General features: G+C 47.6%; 11 protein-coding genes. 7 read left to right on the top strand and 4 right to left on the bottom strand.

All coding sequences use genetic code 11. The features are described 5' to 3' along the window. Positions 1-103 precede the first annotated feature (103 nt). Together PAHA3_RS00250 and PAHA3_RS00255 are read left to right on the top strand one after the other, a co-directional pair. Positions 104-385: a hypothetical protein gene (locus tag PAHA3_RS00250; protein ID WP_062832955.1), complete on the top strand. Its 282-nt coding sequence runs from the start codon at positions 104-106 to the stop codon at positions 383-385. Between the two features lie 152 nt (positions 386-537). Next, positions 538-2,436 (top strand): sensor histidine kinase, encoded by a 1,899-nt coding sequence (locus PAHA3_RS00255; protein WP_062832956.1) that lies wholly within the window; start codon positions 538-540, stop codon positions 2,434-2,436. Between the two features lie 74 nt (positions 2,437-2,510). Here PAHA3_RS00255 and PAHA3_RS00260 read toward each other — a convergent pair whose 3' ends face one another. Next, positions 2,511-2,771, bottom strand: a complete 261-nt coding sequence (locus PAHA3_RS00260) for an NHLP leader peptide family RiPP precursor (RefSeq protein WP_235599343.1) — start codon at positions 2,769-2,771, stop codon at positions 2,511-2,513. Positions 2,772-2,807: 36 nt separating this feature from the next. Next, a complete protein-coding gene (locus tag PAHA3_RS00265; protein WP_062832957.1) occupies positions 2,808-3,755 on the bottom strand; it encodes a hypothetical protein in 948 nt (315 codons plus the stop codon). Positions 3,756-4,164: 409 nt separating this feature from the next. On the opposite strand from PAHA3_RS00265, the gene PAHA3_RS00270 reads away from it, so the two are divergent. Then, positions 4,165-4,902 (top strand): hypothetical protein, encoded by a 738-nt coding sequence (locus PAHA3_RS00270; RefSeq protein WP_062832958.1) that lies wholly within the window; start codon positions 4,165-4,167, stop codon positions 4,900-4,902. Positions 4,903-4,940: 38 nt separating this feature from the next. On the opposite strand, the gene PAHA3_RS00275 is transcribed toward PAHA3_RS00270, so the two are convergent. Next, positions 4,941-6,194, bottom strand: coding sequence for an acyltransferase (locus tag PAHA3_RS00275; protein ID WP_062832959.1), 1,254 nt, complete (start codon positions 6,192-6,194; stop codon positions 4,941-4,943). Between the two features lie 138 nt (positions 6,195-6,332). Then, the gene (locus PAHA3_RS00280) at positions 6,333-7,328 is read right to left on the bottom strand and encodes an LCP family protein (protein ID WP_062832960.1); all 996 of its coding nucleotides are present in this window, start codon (positions 7,326-7,328) and stop codon (positions 6,333-6,335) included. A 184-nt stretch (positions 7,329-7,512) separates the two neighbouring features. Between PAHA3_RS00280 and PAHA3_RS00285 the strand changes: the two genes are divergently transcribed. The 4 genes from PAHA3_RS00285 (at position 7,513) to PAHA3_RS00300 (ending at position 16,696) form a co-directional block, all read left to right on the top strand. Then, positions 7,513-8,064, top strand: coding sequence for an undecaprenyl-diphosphatase (locus PAHA3_RS00285; RefSeq protein ID WP_062832961.1), 552 nt, complete (start codon positions 7,513-7,515; stop codon positions 8,062-8,064). 206 nt (positions 8,065-8,270) lie between these two features. Further along, entirely contained in the window at positions 8,271-9,989 is a 1,719-nt protein-coding gene (locus tag PAHA3_RS00290) for a methyl-accepting chemotaxis protein (RefSeq protein ID WP_062832962.1), read from the top strand. Between the two features lie 343 nt (positions 9,990-10,332). Then, positions 10,333-13,326, top strand: coding sequence for a glycoside hydrolase family 9 protein (locus PAHA3_RS00295; protein WP_062835907.1), 2,994 nt, complete (start codon positions 10,333-10,335; stop codon positions 13,324-13,326). A gap of 94 nt (positions 13,327-13,420) precedes the next feature. Next, positions 13,421-16,696 carry a glycoside hydrolase family 48 protein gene (locus PAHA3_RS00300; RefSeq protein ID WP_062832963.1) on the top strand — a complete coding sequence of 1,092 codons (3,276 nt, stop codon included), beginning with the start codon at positions 13,421-13,423 and terminating at the stop codon, positions 16,694-16,696. Positions 16,697-16,813 lie beyond the last annotated feature (117 nt).

A 16,813-nucleotide genomic window follows, 5' to 3' on the forward strand; every position in this document is an offset into this window, starting at 1 on the left:
TTACACCCGAAGCAACGGATTGAATCGCAGTCACCGTTTTTACAGCTTTTCCTGTTTTCCCTATGTTATGATGAAGCTTGAATATGTAAGGGAGGGATTTCAAGTGGACTGGTTCACACTGGGCAATATGATCACACGCATCCGTATCGGGCAAAAGGCGTCCACACCTGGGTTCTCCCGCACCGTCATCCGTCGTCCGGATGGGTTGTTTTGGGTAGGCGGGATATGGTCCGGGCAAGTTGTCCAGCTGCGGGATTTCCTTTTTTCCGATATATGGACCATCTATGATGATGAAGAAACAGAGCAGTGGCTTGAATTCCGCAGTCAAGTTGAACAGAAGGAACGTGAAATGATAGAAAATCAGTTCGAAGATCTGCGTGATTGATCGGATGACTTTAACAATAAAATGGAAATAAAACTATAAATCGACTTAAATGTGAATTTCATTTTGTCTCAAGAAGGTGACGTGACAAACGGTGGCGAATGATAGATGAGAGAATCTAAGATAGGGAAAATTAGAACTTTGAGGTGCTGTGAATGAAAAATGTGCCCAAAGCTATCGTCATCTTATGGATGAGTGTATTGATTATTCTAGGTATGCCGCACGGGATAGTCTTTGCAACTACAGGAGAGGTTCAGCAGCCTGTATCCATTGCAGGATGGGAAGTAAAATGGGGGAACGTTGACGATCAGGGGTTCATCAGTGAAGTTAAGGGAGCAGATGAGATATGGGAAAGACAGGGTGTCGATAAGTTAGAGTATAGCAATACAGATCGATCGAGTTCCTTATGGACTCGCCTGACCATCCCTGAATTGACTGAGGAAAGTTCAGCCATTCGATTTGAGAACATTAAAGGCAATCATATTGTGATCTATCTGGAGGACCGCAAGGTCTACGAGAACTACCATTACAATTATGATAATAATGCTGTCTTGCTGCCCTTATCCAGTGAGAATTCAGGTGACACGCTCTATGTATGGTCACAAAATGAGAAAGGCCGTCTGGGCATACAAGGTACCGTTCAGGTTGGACCGTATGCCGCTTTACAGGAGAAATATATTCATAACGGGCTTATTGATGTAATCTTGGGCGCAACGTTTGTCTTCACAGCGATTACGATGCTGAGTTGTACGTTTTTCCTGGGCAAATTCCACAAGGGATTATGGATCTCGCTATGCATCGTGATGGGTTCCATCGGCACGATGATCATCACGTACTCGCAATTTTTGTATACATTCTATCAAGTATATGGTGACCTGTATTCGGTAATATTTGATCTGGCGATGCTGCTGGGTATGCCAGCGCTCTGTTATTTCTTTGAGCAGATTATCGGGCCAGGACTGCATGGAATCTTCACCAAACTACGAAAAATACAATTCATATATTCAGTTATCGCGGTATTCTCTCTATTTATCTATGTTACATCAGGCGGGCAATGGGAGTTCCTCTACAATCTGCTCGTACAGCGTGTAGTTGGCATGGTGCTGGTCATCCTGCTTACAATCCTCTTGGTGGGTACCATCGCCAAAGCGCTGCAACGAAACCGGGAAGCAATGCTGCTTGCGACAGGATTCGGTACATTTGCCTTGATCAGTGTGGCTGAATTGTTGTGGTACTATCAGCGGAGTGGTTCGTATCATCTGTTATGGTGGAAATGGTCAATGGTTGCATTTGTGATCTCGTTGATTGCCATTCTCGGTAGTCGTTTTGCTGAAAAACATACCAAAGTGTTAGAGTACTCCAAAGAACTGGAGTTGTTCAACAATGAGTTGCAGCGATCTGAAAAGATGGAGATTATTAGCGAACTGGCTGCATCCGTTGCTCATGAGGTACGTAATCCGCTTCAGGTGACAAGAGGGTTCCTGCAACTCATGACAGAACAGGAAGACAACAAAAATAAGGGGTATGTTCGAATTGCATTGGAGGAACTTGATCGGGCTTCCGGCATCATTACGGACTTTCTTACCTTTGCCAAACCTGAGTTTGACCATATTATCTCGCTCAATATCTCGGATGAATTCAATCATATCGAAGGTATTCTTGTACCGATGGCTAATCTCGAAGGTGGCAAAATCACCACCGACATCCCGCCAGATCTATATATTCGGGGCAATTCCTCGAAGTTCAAGCAGGCTTTTATCAATATTATCAAGAACAGTATTGAAGCTTTGCAGGGACAAGGCCAGATTGATATCTGGGCATATAAGCAGGATGGCATGATTAAGGTGCATGTCAGGGATAACGGAGAAGGAATGGACGAGGAAGCACTCTCCCGGTTGGGCGAGCCTTATTTCTCCAATAAAATCAAAGGCACAGGCCTGGGCATGATGGTGACTTTCCGCATTGTTGAAGCGATGCAAGGACAGATTAGCTTTACAAGCACCAAAGGGGTAGGAACAGAAGCGGTTGTATCTTTCACCGAGTTCGTCGAATGACGAACTCAGAAGGATACAGCGGCTTTTTTGTTCCTACCCCTGATTTCTTACACTACAAGATTAGCTCGCCCGACTTAACTTCTCCAAGGTCCGCAATTCACATCATAATTTACTTTGGAAGGGTTGGGAGGTATGACAAGAACATAGTCATTCTGCTGCTCCTCAACGGTACGTACCTGAATGTGCTCCGGGATTATGATACCGAAAGCTTCACGAAGCGCCTGCTTCGGATTGGAGTGCAATTGTTGTCTGAAGTGCTCATCACTCCAAGCCTTTTCAATAATATCCTCATGCAACGTTTTCTCTGATACCATCATCGTCAACATTCCCTTCATATTTAAAATTAAACTGAATCAGCTTCATCCTTATGTTCAGGATTGCAACTGTTGCTCGCTGATCCAGTGATGAAACCCGCCTTGGAGGAGCCGTTTCTTCCGTTGTATAATGTCCTGAACAGCTTGTACCAATGTGCTGCATAAGTAAGAATTAAACGCCTCAAGATGCGACATTCCTAAGTTAGACGATGTTAATGTACGATGATATTGATAAGCAATGTCTACGTAAGAGTTCATGAGTTGTGTATTATATACATTGTCATGTATACGTTCGCTAAGAGGATGAGCGGGATAGTTGTGATTCAGTGCTGCGGATATGTGGGAGAGGTAGCTGTTGTAGTTTCCATGCACAGCATCTTGTTGCGTGTCTGTGAAGTCATCGGTCATCTGGAGTGTCATGAGTGTGATGTTGATGCCAGAACACACCGGGATGATCCGGTCGGACTCTTTCAGCATAAGCATTGCACCTGTAGCTCCAATGAGCAGAGGGGCAGCCTTTTGCGCAATCAACAAGGGACTCTTTTGAAAATAATCAATGGATTGCTCACCCGTAACACTCACGGCCCAATCCACTACATATTGTCTGAAATAGATCCAGAACGCGGAGGAAGGATCGAATAATTCCGAGTAAGATTGAATTGCATCCATGTAATATAGATTACCCACGGATAATTTCCGTGTGGCATCCTCAGGTTGTTCATCCATCACGTCGTCCTGATTCAGAAAATATAACATGTGAATGAGGCAGGCTGTGCTTAATTGGAGTGCTTTCTCTTGGGGTAGTTTGTCTGAGTGTTGCATCCAAAGTGGAATGATGTATCCGATGTAACTATGTCCCGAATCTCGTAACAGGGGATTAACTGAATGAAGTTGTTCTAATGCATATCCTGACAAGGGTTCGGGATATTTCCGTACGAGTTGTTCCGCTGAAGCAAACACGACCTCCAGATCGGATCTAAACGGATCTAACCATTCTCTCCGCATTATTACATATCGTCCTTCCTGCGATAAGGTGATTCAGGACTGTTCAACTATATTAGTTGAAATAATCATTTACACGTATAACGGAGAGGACAGAAGAAACCTGAAAAAGCGAAGCGTTCGCCTTTATCACCGGATTTTCCCTTTAGGGAAATAATCAAAAAAATCTGGGGATAACAGCGATTGGAAGCTTGTTCTGTCAGCGTAGTGTCAGTGTAAATAATATGTAGTTCAACTGATATAGATCATGAAGTTACACTCAGTATAGCGGAAATAAACTGAAAAAAATAGGATTTTTTGTGATCAATTGTGAGAAAAATGATGACTTTTTGTATTTTATGGCATAAAAAAGTGGATTTTAGGCTCAAACTAGGGAGGCACAGGATTTCGACATCGGAAAGGCGGAAGAAAAATGAACATGAAATGGAAAACATGGATGGCAGCCGGATTGGCAGCCATAGTCATAACAGCAGGAACTGGGCATGTGGCATTTGCTGATCCAGCACTACGGGTTGAGGAACATAACGATGCATCTAGACCTTCTTCCTCCGGCAAACAAACGAAGCCATGCATGCAGGCAGGACACGGTTTATTTATGATCGGTGAAACGGCAGACTTGCTTGGTATCGGCCTGCGGGATCTGAAAGCACAGATGGAGCTGGGCAAGACGTTGTCCCAGATTGCCAAAGAGCGCAAGGGTCTTAGTGAGGAACAGTTATTGCAGAAGTTGAAGCCTACATTGGCGCAGCGTGTGGATCAAGCTGTAGAAGAAGGTTGTCTCACCAAGGAACAAGCAGCAGCCACGAAGGCGGACATGGATACCAAGTTGAAAAAGGTCATCAATACCCCGCTTCGTGATTTGCGGCGTGAGTTTGCCCACCATGGCAAACGTTCCATGGTAGATAAGGGCGAAATCGCCCGTTTTATTGGAGTCACACCGGCTCAACTGCACGAGCAGCTTCAGGGAGGGAAATCCCTGGCTGAGATTGCTCAGGCAAAAGGTATTAGCGAAACGCAGCTGGTGGACAAGCTGAAGGAACAATTGACGGGTGATCTGAAGAGGTTTGTGAATCAGAAGGGCAATGGGCATCCAGCCCCAGGTCACCAAGAGCCTGTTCCCGGACGATCAACTTCAACCGAAGTAAAATAAAGAAGAGCGTCTCCACCAACGGGGACGCTCTTCTTGGTTCATAATGTCTCACTCGTTCCCGGACTACGAGTGTGGCCGGGTGACGGAGTTCGGTCAGGTGAATCTCTTTTGTCCGCAGCAGCAGATGGATGAGTACTTAAACGTGGTTTACGCATTAACCCTACCGTGAAGCGGGAGCCAGGAAGTTTGGATAATGTACAACTGATCGCAAGGGCTACAACAGCCGTCACAAGGAACGAGAGTAACGTTACAGGCAGATGCCATCCACTGAGCTGAAGCGGTCTGGTAACGTAAGCGATCGCGTAGATCACCAGTGCATGAACCAGATAACCACCAAATGAATAGCGGCCAATCCAGGATAACAGGCGCTGAAACCGTGTGTCTTTGCCCCGCATCAGTACAAGAAAACCATACAACATGAGCATCTGCGCCATAATGATGAGGAATGTGGTTGGTTTCAAATAAGTAGAGATATTCAAATTCACAACATCCCCCGACCCACGCAGCACATCGTATCCAAGCCAAATGTACATCCCTATAAACAGACAGATCGTCCATGGCAGTATCTTCGTGCTCCAATTCCTCCAGCTATCCACTGACCATGCACATACGGCTCCCAGCAAAAAGTAGAACCAGTACATGATCCATGAATAGGATCGATATTGCAGCAACGTGGACCAAGGCTCAGACAGTGTTTCTGTCCAGCTACCCATATTATAGTAGGACCATTTCATTAGCAGAGCGTAGAATGCGGCTGCAAAGAGAATTAGCCCCATACTGACTTGCAAGGGCGTGAAACGCTTGGTGTTCCGGATACGTCTCTGAATGGCTTTCGCTCCCGCCAGAAACAAGGGAAACAGAATATAGAACTGAAACACCATAATGACAAACCAGAGATGATATCCCGTCTGAGGGACAAACAGTTCTCGAACAAGACTGCGGAAGTCCGGTATGCCTGCAAGCCAGAACTCGGGGGTGAAGATACGGACAGCAAGCCAATAGATAAGTGTCCATACGACAAACGGCATATAGATATCGCCAAATCGCTTTCGAATGAAGCGAGGATATTCCGGTTTGGTATTACGATGATGGTAAAACAGCATGACACCCGATAGAAATACAAACGTTGGCGTACCAAATCGGGTCAGATGATAAATCATGGTCAGCATAATGGAATCCGGTTGCTCAATATCGGCGCGATAGATATACTCAGCGATATTATGCTGCATGACGATCGCCAGAAAGGCAATGCCCCGCAGCTCGGTCCATTCCGCTATTCTCGGTTTTTTCACATGTAATCCTCCCTCCAGGAACCGGAGTTCATCATATAAGGGTACCTGTTAAACATTAAGGCTGCATTAAATGGAGAAAATAGGTACAAAAAAAGACGGCTGCGGCCGTCTTTTCTGTTGATATAATTCATGCTTGTTTTAGTTCTGCTCCTCTGATGATGTAGTCTCCGAGGACGCGGCATCTTCTTCAAAGAGTTTCTGAATATAAGACTGGAGTTTGGTTACATCGACACCGAGTACCTGAGCTGAGCCGACCAGTTCATTGGTGAGCAGCTTGTTCGGTGGAATCTGCTGCTGATCGATATCGTTCACATGGATATCGAAGCCGAGTGATGCGAGTTTTAACATCTGGGTTGGACTAAGGTCTGTCTCAATATAGGGAGCGATCGCTTCCAGGATATCCGGGATTTTGAAGAGCGACGTGGTGCTTTGCATCTTCTTGGCCAGCTCGGTCATGAAGATCCGCTGCCGTTCGGTTCGCGTGAAATCCGAGGTGGCATCATGACGGAATCGAACATATTGAAGGGCGGTCTTACCGTCCATATGCTGCAATCCTTTTTTCAAATCAATGTCGTACATATGTTTATCCGCTTTACTGGTGTAATACATGTCTTTCTCCACATCAATCTCAATACCGCCTACCGCATCAACGAGTGCCATGAAACCTGTGAAGTCCGTGTAGACATAATGCTGAATGGGAATACCGAGCAGATCACTGACGGTTTGTTTGGTCAGCTCCGCACCTCCGTAGGAAAAGGCTGCATTGAGCCTGCTCTTGCCATGCCCGGGAATGGCGACATAGGTATCTCGCAGTACGGAGAACAGGTGGGCTTTTTTGGTGACCGGATCAATGGAAGCGACCATGACCGAGTCTGAACGCCCTGCATCATCGCCTCTGGAGTCCCCACCAAGTAGCAGAATGTTTACCCGTTCTTGGCCCTCCCATCTGGGAATCGTTGTAGTTGGAGTGTCTGAATCGCTGTTTGTGCCCGAAGAGGAAGAATCGGATGAAGTCCCGGAAGCAGTTGAGATGCTATTGGCAAAATGAACAATCGAATATCCGTAATATACAATGACACCTGTGACAGCAAGTGCCAGGGTCAGGGCTGTACCCCATAACCATTTTTTGAGCATAATCTTCACCTTTCTATGATTGAACTGATATGTAACCCAAACTAGTTTAACAAAAAGAAAGCAAAATGTCCTCTTTGATTTCGTAACTTCGGTCAAGATGGGGATTGTTTGACAAATAGTTAGTGTATATTTATTATGTAAAAAATAATCTTGTTTTGTGTAATGGAGGTGTTAAAAGCTAGTTATGAATCAATCCGTATTTAACTGGATTAATCAGTTTGCAGACCGAATTCCGTTTCTGGACTGGTTTATGATTACATCATCCGAGTATGCGGTCTGGGTTATGATCGCACTGCTCGTTATCGTATGGTTTCTCGGCAATCCTTCGAAGCAGCGAGTTGACTTCTATGCCTGTGTAGCGTCCATTGTGGCGCTAGTTCTGGCGAAATGGGGGATATCACCCGCAGTGGGCCATCCAAGGCCTTTTGTGGAAGGGCCAGTGCATCAGCTGGTAGCCCATGTACCTGACCCTTCTTTTCCAAGTAAACATGCATCCTTTGTATTTGCCCTTGCGGCTGCTTCATTCTTCATTGGACGTCGCTTCGGATTATGGATGCTGTTACTTGCTGTGTTGACAGGGGTGTCTCGTGTATATGTAGGTGTGCATTATCCAGGAGATATTCTGGGTGGTTTCCTTCTGGGCAGTCTGATCAGTGTGATTCTGATTACGACCCGCAATTATACCAAGTCGATTCCCGACTTTTTCATTAACATACACCGACGTGTTTTTCGTTAGCGTCTGACCGTAGTGTACTGCGAAGTCGGGATGGTTTTGTTCAATAAAGAAGTCTCTTATCTCTGGTTCTGCCAAAGATGGGAGACTTCTTTTGCGTTATGTTCGAAGTTACATGAAATTTATAGAAATCGAATTCTAACATCTACAATTCATGACGATAGGTGACGATATACTATTAATATGTATTATTTTGAGGAGTGGGGAACATGTTGGGGAAATTAAAGTTAACGATTCGAGGCAAGTTACTGACTGGTTTTCTGATAGTTGTAGCTATGCTGGTTTTTGTAAGCGTCTATGCGTTAGTCCAGATCCATAATATGTCTGGTAAAGCGAATGAAGTGGATCAAACCTGGATGCCGAGTGTAAGCCTACTTGGGATGATGAATGGTGATGTCTCCGATGTAGAGCGGTTGGCGTTGGCAATTATCGTTGAACAGGACGAAGACGAATTAACCAAGATGAATGAAGCGTTGCAGCTTCTTCTCACCAAGATCGAGGATGAGCGCAAACAGTTGCTTACATACATTGGAGGCAATGAAGCAGCACTTAAGCTATATAATGAGAGTTTCAGTAACAACTATGATGCCTATCTGGCAAAAATGCCTGCATTCATCGAATTGGGCGTGGACAATGATTATGAGGGAGCAAGCAGACTTCATACCGAGGCCTATCCAATGTGGTACACAGCTAACGACACACTTGCCCAGTTAATTAACTTGAGCAATGAAGGATCGGAAGCGGCAACGAATGAATCGGTTGTGTTGGCAGAGAATGCATTTAACGTGATTTTGGCAGTGACTATTTTTGCATTCTTAATTGCAGTATTTATTGCATTCTTCATTGCAAGTATCATCTCACGTCCAATTAAAAAGATGAACACAGCAGCCATGGCGATCGCCAATGGTGATCTGACGGGTGAGACGATTGTACTGAAGAACAAGGATGAACTGGGGACACTGGCAGCTTCCTTCAATACCATGAGTGGCAATCTGCGCGCGATGATTGAATCGGTATCCCTCACTTCTGAACAGGTAGCTGCTTCATCAGAAGAGCTTCTTGCAAGTGCAGAGCAGAATACCCAGGCTTCGGAACAGATCTCCGAAACGGTCGAGGAATTGGCTGTAGGTACGTCTGACCAGGTTGATATCGTGAAGCGTTCTTCACAAGCAATGAATGAGATGGCTCTTGGATCGGAACAGATTGCCGAGCTTGCTCAAAGTGTATCGGTATCTGCTGTGGATGCGGCAAACCAATCTTCCGAAGGTAATATGATCATTCAACAAGCGGTTGAACAGATGGGTTCTGTTCGTAACTCCATTGCTTCACTGACAGAGCTGGTAACAGGTCTGGGGGAACGTTCAGCAGAGATTGGAACCATTACCGAGGTAATCAACAATATTGCCCGGCAGACCAATCTGCTTGCACTGAATGCAGCCATTGAAGCCGCACGAGCAGGAGAGCATGGACGTGGTTTCGCTGTAGTCGCGGGAGAAGTGCGGAAGCTGGCTGAGGAATCTTCCACATCTGCACAAAGAATTACGGATCTGGTTCAATTGATTCAGAAAGATACGGACCATGCTGTTCAGGCTGTCAAAGTGAACAGCAGTGAGACGGAAGCGGGAATCGAGATGGTTACTGCGGCAGGACAAGCGTTCGAGCAGATCTCGGATGCGGTCAACAAAGTAGCGGGCGAGATTCAGGAAGTATCTGCAGGTTCAGAAGAAATGTCGGCGAGTACGACTGAGGTTGTAGGATATGTGAGTCAGATCTCTAATATTGCCGGAGAAGCAGCAGGCGGGGTGCATAATGTATCTGCGGCAACTCAGCAGCAACTGGCTTCGATGGAAGAGATTGCATCATCCGCAGGTTCATTATCCAAGATGGCTGAAGAACTGCAGGAGCAAATTAACAAATTCAAAGTATAACCACTGAGTTATTCTGACACATGGTGATGTGTGGGAATGCACAGATTGGATGGTCAGAAATGCCATTTGGTTTGTAGTGCTGGTTAGAACAACGATAAGAAGTTGCTTCTCTGACGTGCATATGCGTCAGAGAAGCAGCTTTTTTTGTCGCATGATGCCGAGCAGGTCACAACAATGTTATTTTAGAAGTCACCAACGCTTATATTGCAAGTTAAACAAAAGACTATAATGGTAATTAATGGTGGAAGTTACACGGAGTTACACCATGGGGAGGAGCGGATACCATTCGCAGTCCAGAGTAATGCATACGGAACATTCATGAAGAGGAGATGAATAGTTGAACATGAAGGGGAGCTGGTGGAGACGAGTCGCCATGATTGCGTTATCGGCAGGACTACTGGCAGGAAGTTTATCGATGGGTACAGGACTTCGTAAGGCGGATGCGGCCGCCGGAAACCAGAATTATGCTGAAGCATTGCAAAAGGCCATCTATTTCTATGAAGCACAGCGTTCAGGTCCATTACCAGCGAATAATCGGGTCGAATGGCGTGGCAATTCGGGCATGCAGGATGGGGCTGATGTAGGCGTTGATCTGACCGGAGGATGGTATGATGCCGGAGATCATGTGAAATTCGGATTACCGATGGCGTATTCTGCTACCATGCTGGCCTGGTCCGTCGTGGAATACCGCGAAGGATATGAGCAGGCAGGGCAACTGGAGGAGGTTAAGGATAATATCAAGTGGGCCACAGACTATTTTATGAAAGCGCATACGAAACCAAATGAATTATGGGGACAAGTCGGAGCCGGGAATACGGATCACGCCTGGTGGGGCCCTGCTGAAGTGATGCAGATGAACCGGCCTGTCTTTAAGATTGATGCTTCCTGTCCGGGCAGTGACCTGGCGGGAGAAACAGCGGCATCACTGGCAGCTGCATCAATTGTATTTGCCGATGATGATCCTGTGTATGCTGCGAAGCTGCTTCAACATGCGAAGGAGCTGTATCACTTTGCAGATACTTACCGGGGGAAATACTCCGATTGTATTACCGATGCACAATCGTTCTATAACTCATGGTCCGGATATTATGATGAGCTGGCATGGGGTGGAGCATGGCTTTATTTAGCCACTAATGATAGCGCTTACTTGTCCAAAGCGATTGCGGCAACCAATCAGTGGTCTTCCAGTGGAGGTGCTGCCAATTGGCCATATACCTGGACACAAGGCTGGGACAATAAAAACTACGGTGCTCAGATTTTGCTGGCTCGTATTACGTCCAGTCTGAACATGCCGGAGGCCGCAAGGTTTATTCAATCTACTGAGCGTAACCTGGATTATTGGTCTGTCGGGACCAATGGACAGAGAGTCAGATACACACCGGGAGGTCTGGCGTGGCTGGATCAGTGGGGCTCGCTCCGGTATGCAGCGAATGCATCCTTTATCTCGTTTGTCTATTCCGACTGGGTCAGTGATCCTGTGAAGAAATCCAGATATCAGGATTTCGCCGTTTCACAAATGAACTACATTTTGGGAGATAATCCACGTCAGAGCAGTTATGTGGTCGGGTACGGACAAAATGCACCCCAGCATCCGCATCACCGGACCGCTCACGGTTCTTGGTTGAACAATGAGGATGTCCCGGCGAATCACCGCCATATTCTGTATGGTGCCATGGTCGGTGGCCCGGATGCATCGGATGGGTATACCGATGATATCGGGGATTATGTGAGCAATGAGGTGGCAACGGATTATAACGCGGGGTTCACTGGTGCGCTGGCCAAAATGAATCTGCTGTTTGGTCAGAATCATCAGCCCCTTGCAAACTTCCCTGCACCTGAGACGAAGGGTGATGAGTTCTTTGTAGAGGCTGCTGTCAAATCATCCGGTTCCAATTATACGGAAATCAGGGCACAGCTTAATAATCGGTCTGCTTGGCCTGCCCGCATGGGAGATCAACTGTCCTTTAAGTATTTCCTTGATCTGAGCGAAGTGTATGCTGCGGGACGTACTGTATCGGACGTGCAAGTGACGACCTCCTACACGGAGGGGGCGACTGTATCCCAACCGGTTGTAGTCAATACAGCCCAGCATATCTATGCCATTACAGCGAACTTCGGTAATACGAAGATCTATCCCGGCGGGGAAGGAAATTATCGTAAAGAAGTTCAGTTCCGCATTACAGGCCCACAGGGCGCATGGAATGCAAGCAATGATCATTCGTTCCAGACGCTGACTACAGGCAATCCTGTGAAGAGCGTATACCTTCCTGTCTACGATGCAGGGGTGAAGGTGTATGGACAGGAGCCAGGCATTACACCAATCACGGTTCCAGGCGCACCTGCTGGCGTGCAGGCTGTGGGGGGCAGCAATCAGGTTAGCTTGACCTGGGCCGCTGCACCTGGGGCCGAATCATACACGGTGAAGCGTTCCGAGGTGAGTGGAGGACCGTATACATCTGTCGTGACGGGTGTTAATGGATTGACCTATACGAACACGGGACTGACGAATGGGAAGGCTTATTATTATGTGGTAACCGCTGCGAATACAGCAGGTGAATCTTCGAATTCTATACAGGTGTCGGCTACACCGCAAGCAGCAACGACTTTGCCGGGAGCGCTGACTTTAAGTGGGACAGCTGGCAATGCGCAGTCGATCCTGACCTGGACAGCAGCCTCGGGCGCTACTAGTTATAAGGTGCAACGTTCGGTAGCAGGCGGGGCATATGCGGATGTGGCAACCGGATTGTCCGTGCTGACTTACACCGATACGACAGCCGTGAATGGCACCACGTACAATTACCGGATTGCAGCAGTGAATGCGAACGGACAGACGCTGTCCAATGTCCTGGCACTGACGCCTTCTGCACCTCCGGTGACGACCGGTACACTCGAAGTGCAGTACCGCAGCGGAGGGTCCGGGAATTCGAGCAATGCAGTAACCCCGCAGTTCAATGTGAAAAATACCGGAACACAGGCGATTGATCTCAGTACCGTGAAGATCCGATATTATTTCACCAAGGATGGTACGGAGAATATGACCTTCTGGTGTGACTATGCCCAGATGGGCACAGCCAATATCGAAGGGACATTTGTCGCAGTGAATCCTGCAAAGGGTACAGCAGACACGTATCTGGAGATCAGCTTCAAGTCCGGAGCGGGCAGTTTGGCCGCTGGAGCAGAGACCGGCGTGATTCAGGCACGCTTTTCCAAAAATAACTGGAGCAATTTCGATCAAAGTAATGACTATTCCTTTGACGCCACCAAGACGGCCTTTACTGTCTGGAACAAGGTAACTGGGTATCAGGGAAGCACCAAAGTATGGGGCTTGGAGCCGTAACTGGCGCACAATCAGAAGCCGAAGAACAGCATGGGCAGACCAACAGCAACAGCGTTTATATTTAATTTCCACTATTCCAGGGAGGTATATATTCATGTTGAAATCAGCTGCGAAAAAAAGTTTAACAGCCATGCTGGCGGGAACCGTCATGTTGACCGGATACACCGGACTCTGGGCAGGGCCGCAAACGGCACATGCCGCAGATCAGGCCATCGAGATTCAGTCAGACAGCATTAATGAAGCCCGGTTTTTGCAATTGTATGATCAGTTAAAAGATCCGGCGAACGGATATTTTTCTCCAGAGGGCATTCCGTATCACTCCATTGAAACGCTGCTCAGCGAGGCACCGGATTATGGGCACATGACGACATCAGAGGCGTACAGTTACTGGCTATGGCTAGAGACGATGTACGGTCACTATACGGGGGATTGGTCCAAACTGGAAGCGGCATGGGATAGCATGGAAAAATACATTATTCCGGTCAATGAAGGCGATGGCAAGGAAGAGCAGCCTACCATGAGTTCTTACAATCCGAATAGCCCTGCCACTTATGCAGCGGAAAAACCATTCCCGGATCAATATCCATCGGCGATTAATGGACAATATGCAGCAGGAAAGGACCCGCTGGATGCGGAATTCAAAGCAGCTTACGGGAACAATCAGACCTATCTGATGCACTGGTTGCTGGACGTGGATAATTGGTACGGATATGGAAACCTGTTGAATCCATCTCATACGGCTGCCTATGTGAATACGTTCCAGCGTGGAGAGCAGGAGTCGGTGTGGGAAGCCATTCCGCATCCGTCTCAGGATAATAAAACATTTGGTAAGCCGAACGAGGGCTTCATGAGCCTGTTCACGAAAGAAACGCAAGCACCATCAGCGCAGTGGCGTTATACAAATGCAACCGATGCCGATGCACGTGCAGTACAGGTGTTGTACTGGGCGAAGGAGATGGGATACACCAATACGGCGTATCTGGATAAGGCCAAGAAGATGGGTGACTATCTGCGATATGGTATGCACGACAAGTACTTCCAGAAGATCGGCAGTGCGAAGAATGGTACACCAACCCCGGGTACAGGTAAGGATTCCAACATGTATCTCATGGCCTGGTATACGTCATGGGGCGGTGGCTTGGGTCAAGGTGGGGATTGGGCTTGGCGGATTGGTGCGAGCCATACGCATCAGGCCTATCAGAATCCGGTCGCGGCATACGCCTTGTCTGATCCGGCAGGTGGCTTGATTCCGAAATCAGCTACAGCCAAGGCAGACTGGAATGCATCCTTGAAGCGCCAGCTGGAGTTCTACACATGGTTACAATCCCATGAAGGAGCGATCGGCGGGGGCGCAACGAACAGTCTGGACGGTTCATACAAAGCCTATCCGGCTGGGGTGAGCACATTCTATGACATGGCATATCAGGAGGCTCCTGTATATCGTGATCCTGATTCGAACACATGGTTTGGATTCCAAGCATGGTCGCTGGAACGTGTAGCCGAGATGTATTATATTCTTGCCGAGAGCGGGGATCTGAGTTCCGAGAACTTCCAGATGGCCAAAAAAGTCATTACCAAGTGGATCGACTGGTCCAAGGATTATGTATTTGTGGATGAGCGTCCAGTGACGGATGCCCAAGGGTACTATCTGAACGCAGCAGGCGGGCGGATTCTTGGTGGTCTGAATGCACAGGTAGCGACAACACCAGCCCCAGGAGAGTTCTGGATTCCAGGCAGTCAGGAGTGGCAAGGTCAACCGGATAAATGGAATGGCTTCAGTTCCTTCACGGAAAATCCGAACTTCCGTGTGGTCACCAAAGATCCTGCACAGGACACAGGGGTACTGGGAAGTTACATTAAGGCGCTGACCTTCTTTGCCGCAGGAACCCAGGCAGAGAATGGAACGCTCAGTGCCAAAGGTCAGGAAGCGAAGGATCTGGCTGAGACACTGCTGGATACGGCGTGGGATTACAATGATGGCGTGGGGATTGTAACGGAAGAAGTGCGTAAAGACTACTTCCGCTTCTTCGCAAAAGAGATCTACATTCCTGCGAACTGGTCAGGAACGTTCGGTCAGGGCAATACGATTCCTGGTACAGCAGGTGTACCTTCCGATCCGGCAAAAGGCGGCAATGGCGTATACATTGGATACTCCGATCTGCGTCCAGCAATCAAGCAAGATCCAGCATGGGCTTACCTGGATAATCTGTACAAAACGTCGTATAATCCGACAACGAAAACATGGGAAAATGGCGCACCAACCTTTACGTATCACCGTTTCTGGTCACAGGTGGATATGGCTACAGCATACGGCGAGTATGATCGTCTCCTCGGCGATGCTGATAGTCCGGAAGTGGAAATACCCGCTGCTCCTGCTGGCGTAACAGCAACTGGAGGAAGCGAGCAAGTGGTTCTGAATTGGAATGCAGCTGCTGGTGCAGCCTCGTATACCGTGAAACGTGCAGAAGTGAACGGTGGTCCTTATACGCCTGTAGCGACAGGGGTCACAGGATCAACATTCACGGACACAGGCTTGACCAATGGCACAACATATTATTATGTGATTACTGCGGTGAATGCTGTAGGTGAGTCCACACCGTCAACACAGGCATCTGCAACACCGCTGGCAGGTGTTGTTGTGCCAGGCGTATTCAACCTTACTGGAACGGCTGGTAATGCCCAGGCGGTACTGACATGGACAGCATCGACTGGAGCAGCAAGTTATAAGGTACAACGTTCGGTAGGCAGCGGAGCATATGCGGATCTGGCGACAGGGTTGACCGCACTGACGTATACCGATGCTACAGCGGTGAATGGTACAGCTTACAATTACAGAGTCGTTGCTATCAATACGAGTGGTCAGACGAATTCGAATGTATTGGTGTTGACACCATTAGCACCTCCAGTCACAACGGGAACGCTTGAAGTACAATACCGTAATGGTAGTTCAGGAACTTCGGGCAATGCGATTACTCCACAGTTCAATGTGAAGAACACGGGTACAACTGCTGTGGACTTGAGCAAAGTGAAGGTCCGGTATTATTTCACGAAGGACAGTGCCGCTGATCTGAGTTTCTGGTGTGATTATGCACAGATTGGTAGCGGTAACGTGGAAGGGCATTTTGTTTCCGTAGATCCGGCCAAGGGCACGGCAGATACGTATCTGGAGATTAGTTTTAAACCGGGTGCTGGCAGCTTGGCTGCGGGTGCCGAGACCGGAGTTATCCAGGGACGTTTTTCGAAAAACAACTGGACGAATTTTGATCAAACCAATGATTATTCCTTTGATTCCACCAAAACGGCCTTCAGTGCCTGGACGAAAGTGACAGCTTACCAGGATGGCGCCAAAGTATGGGGAATTGAACCTTAAGCGAGCTGTTCGACCAGTCGTAGGAATGATATGAACGATACAGGTTAAGCCGGGGAGAAATCCCTGGCTTTTTCTTTTTTTATGAAAATACTTAAAATTTGAACGATCTTGACCGAA

This window comes from Paenibacillus amylolyticus (assembly GCF_001570725.1).
Taxonomy (GTDB): domain Bacteria; phylum Bacillota; class Bacilli; order Paenibacillales; family Paenibacillaceae; genus Paenibacillus; species Paenibacillus amylolyticus_A.

Bases quoted from the DNA above. Each gene is read 5' to 3' on its own strand.
- PAHA3_RS00295 (WP_062835907.1), top strand. From the start codon at position 10,333: ATGAAGGGGAGCTGGTGGAGACGAGTCGCCATGATTGCGTTATCGGCA.
- PAHA3_RS00285 (WP_062832961.1), top strand. From the start codon at position 7,513: ATGAATCAATCCGTATTTAACTGGATTAATCAGTTTGCAGACCGAATT.
- PAHA3_RS00280 (WP_062832960.1), bottom strand. From the start codon at position 7,328: ATGCTCAAAAAATGGTTATGGGGTACAGCCCTGACCCTGGCACTTGCT.
- PAHA3_RS00290 (WP_062832962.1), top strand. From the start codon at position 8,271: ATGTTGGGGAAATTAAAGTTAACGATTCGAGGCAAGTTACTGACTGGT.
- PAHA3_RS00255 (WP_062832956.1), top strand. From the start codon at position 538: ATGAAAAATGTGCCCAAAGCTATCGTCATCTTATGGATGAGTGTATTG.
- PAHA3_RS00260 (WP_235599343.1), bottom strand. From the start codon at position 2,771: ATGAAGGGAATGTTGACGATGATGGTATCAGAGAAAACGTTGCATGAG.
- PAHA3_RS00270 (WP_062832958.1), top strand. From the start codon at position 4,165: ATGAACATGAAATGGAAAACATGGATGGCAGCCGGATTGGCAGCCATA.
- PAHA3_RS00300 (WP_062832963.1), top strand. From the start codon at position 13,421: ATGTTGAAATCAGCTGCGAAAAAAAGTTTAACAGCCATGCTGGCGGGA.
- PAHA3_RS00265 (WP_062832957.1), bottom strand. From the start codon at position 3,755: ATGCGGAGAGAATGGTTAGATCCGTTTAGATCCGATCTGGAGGTCGTG.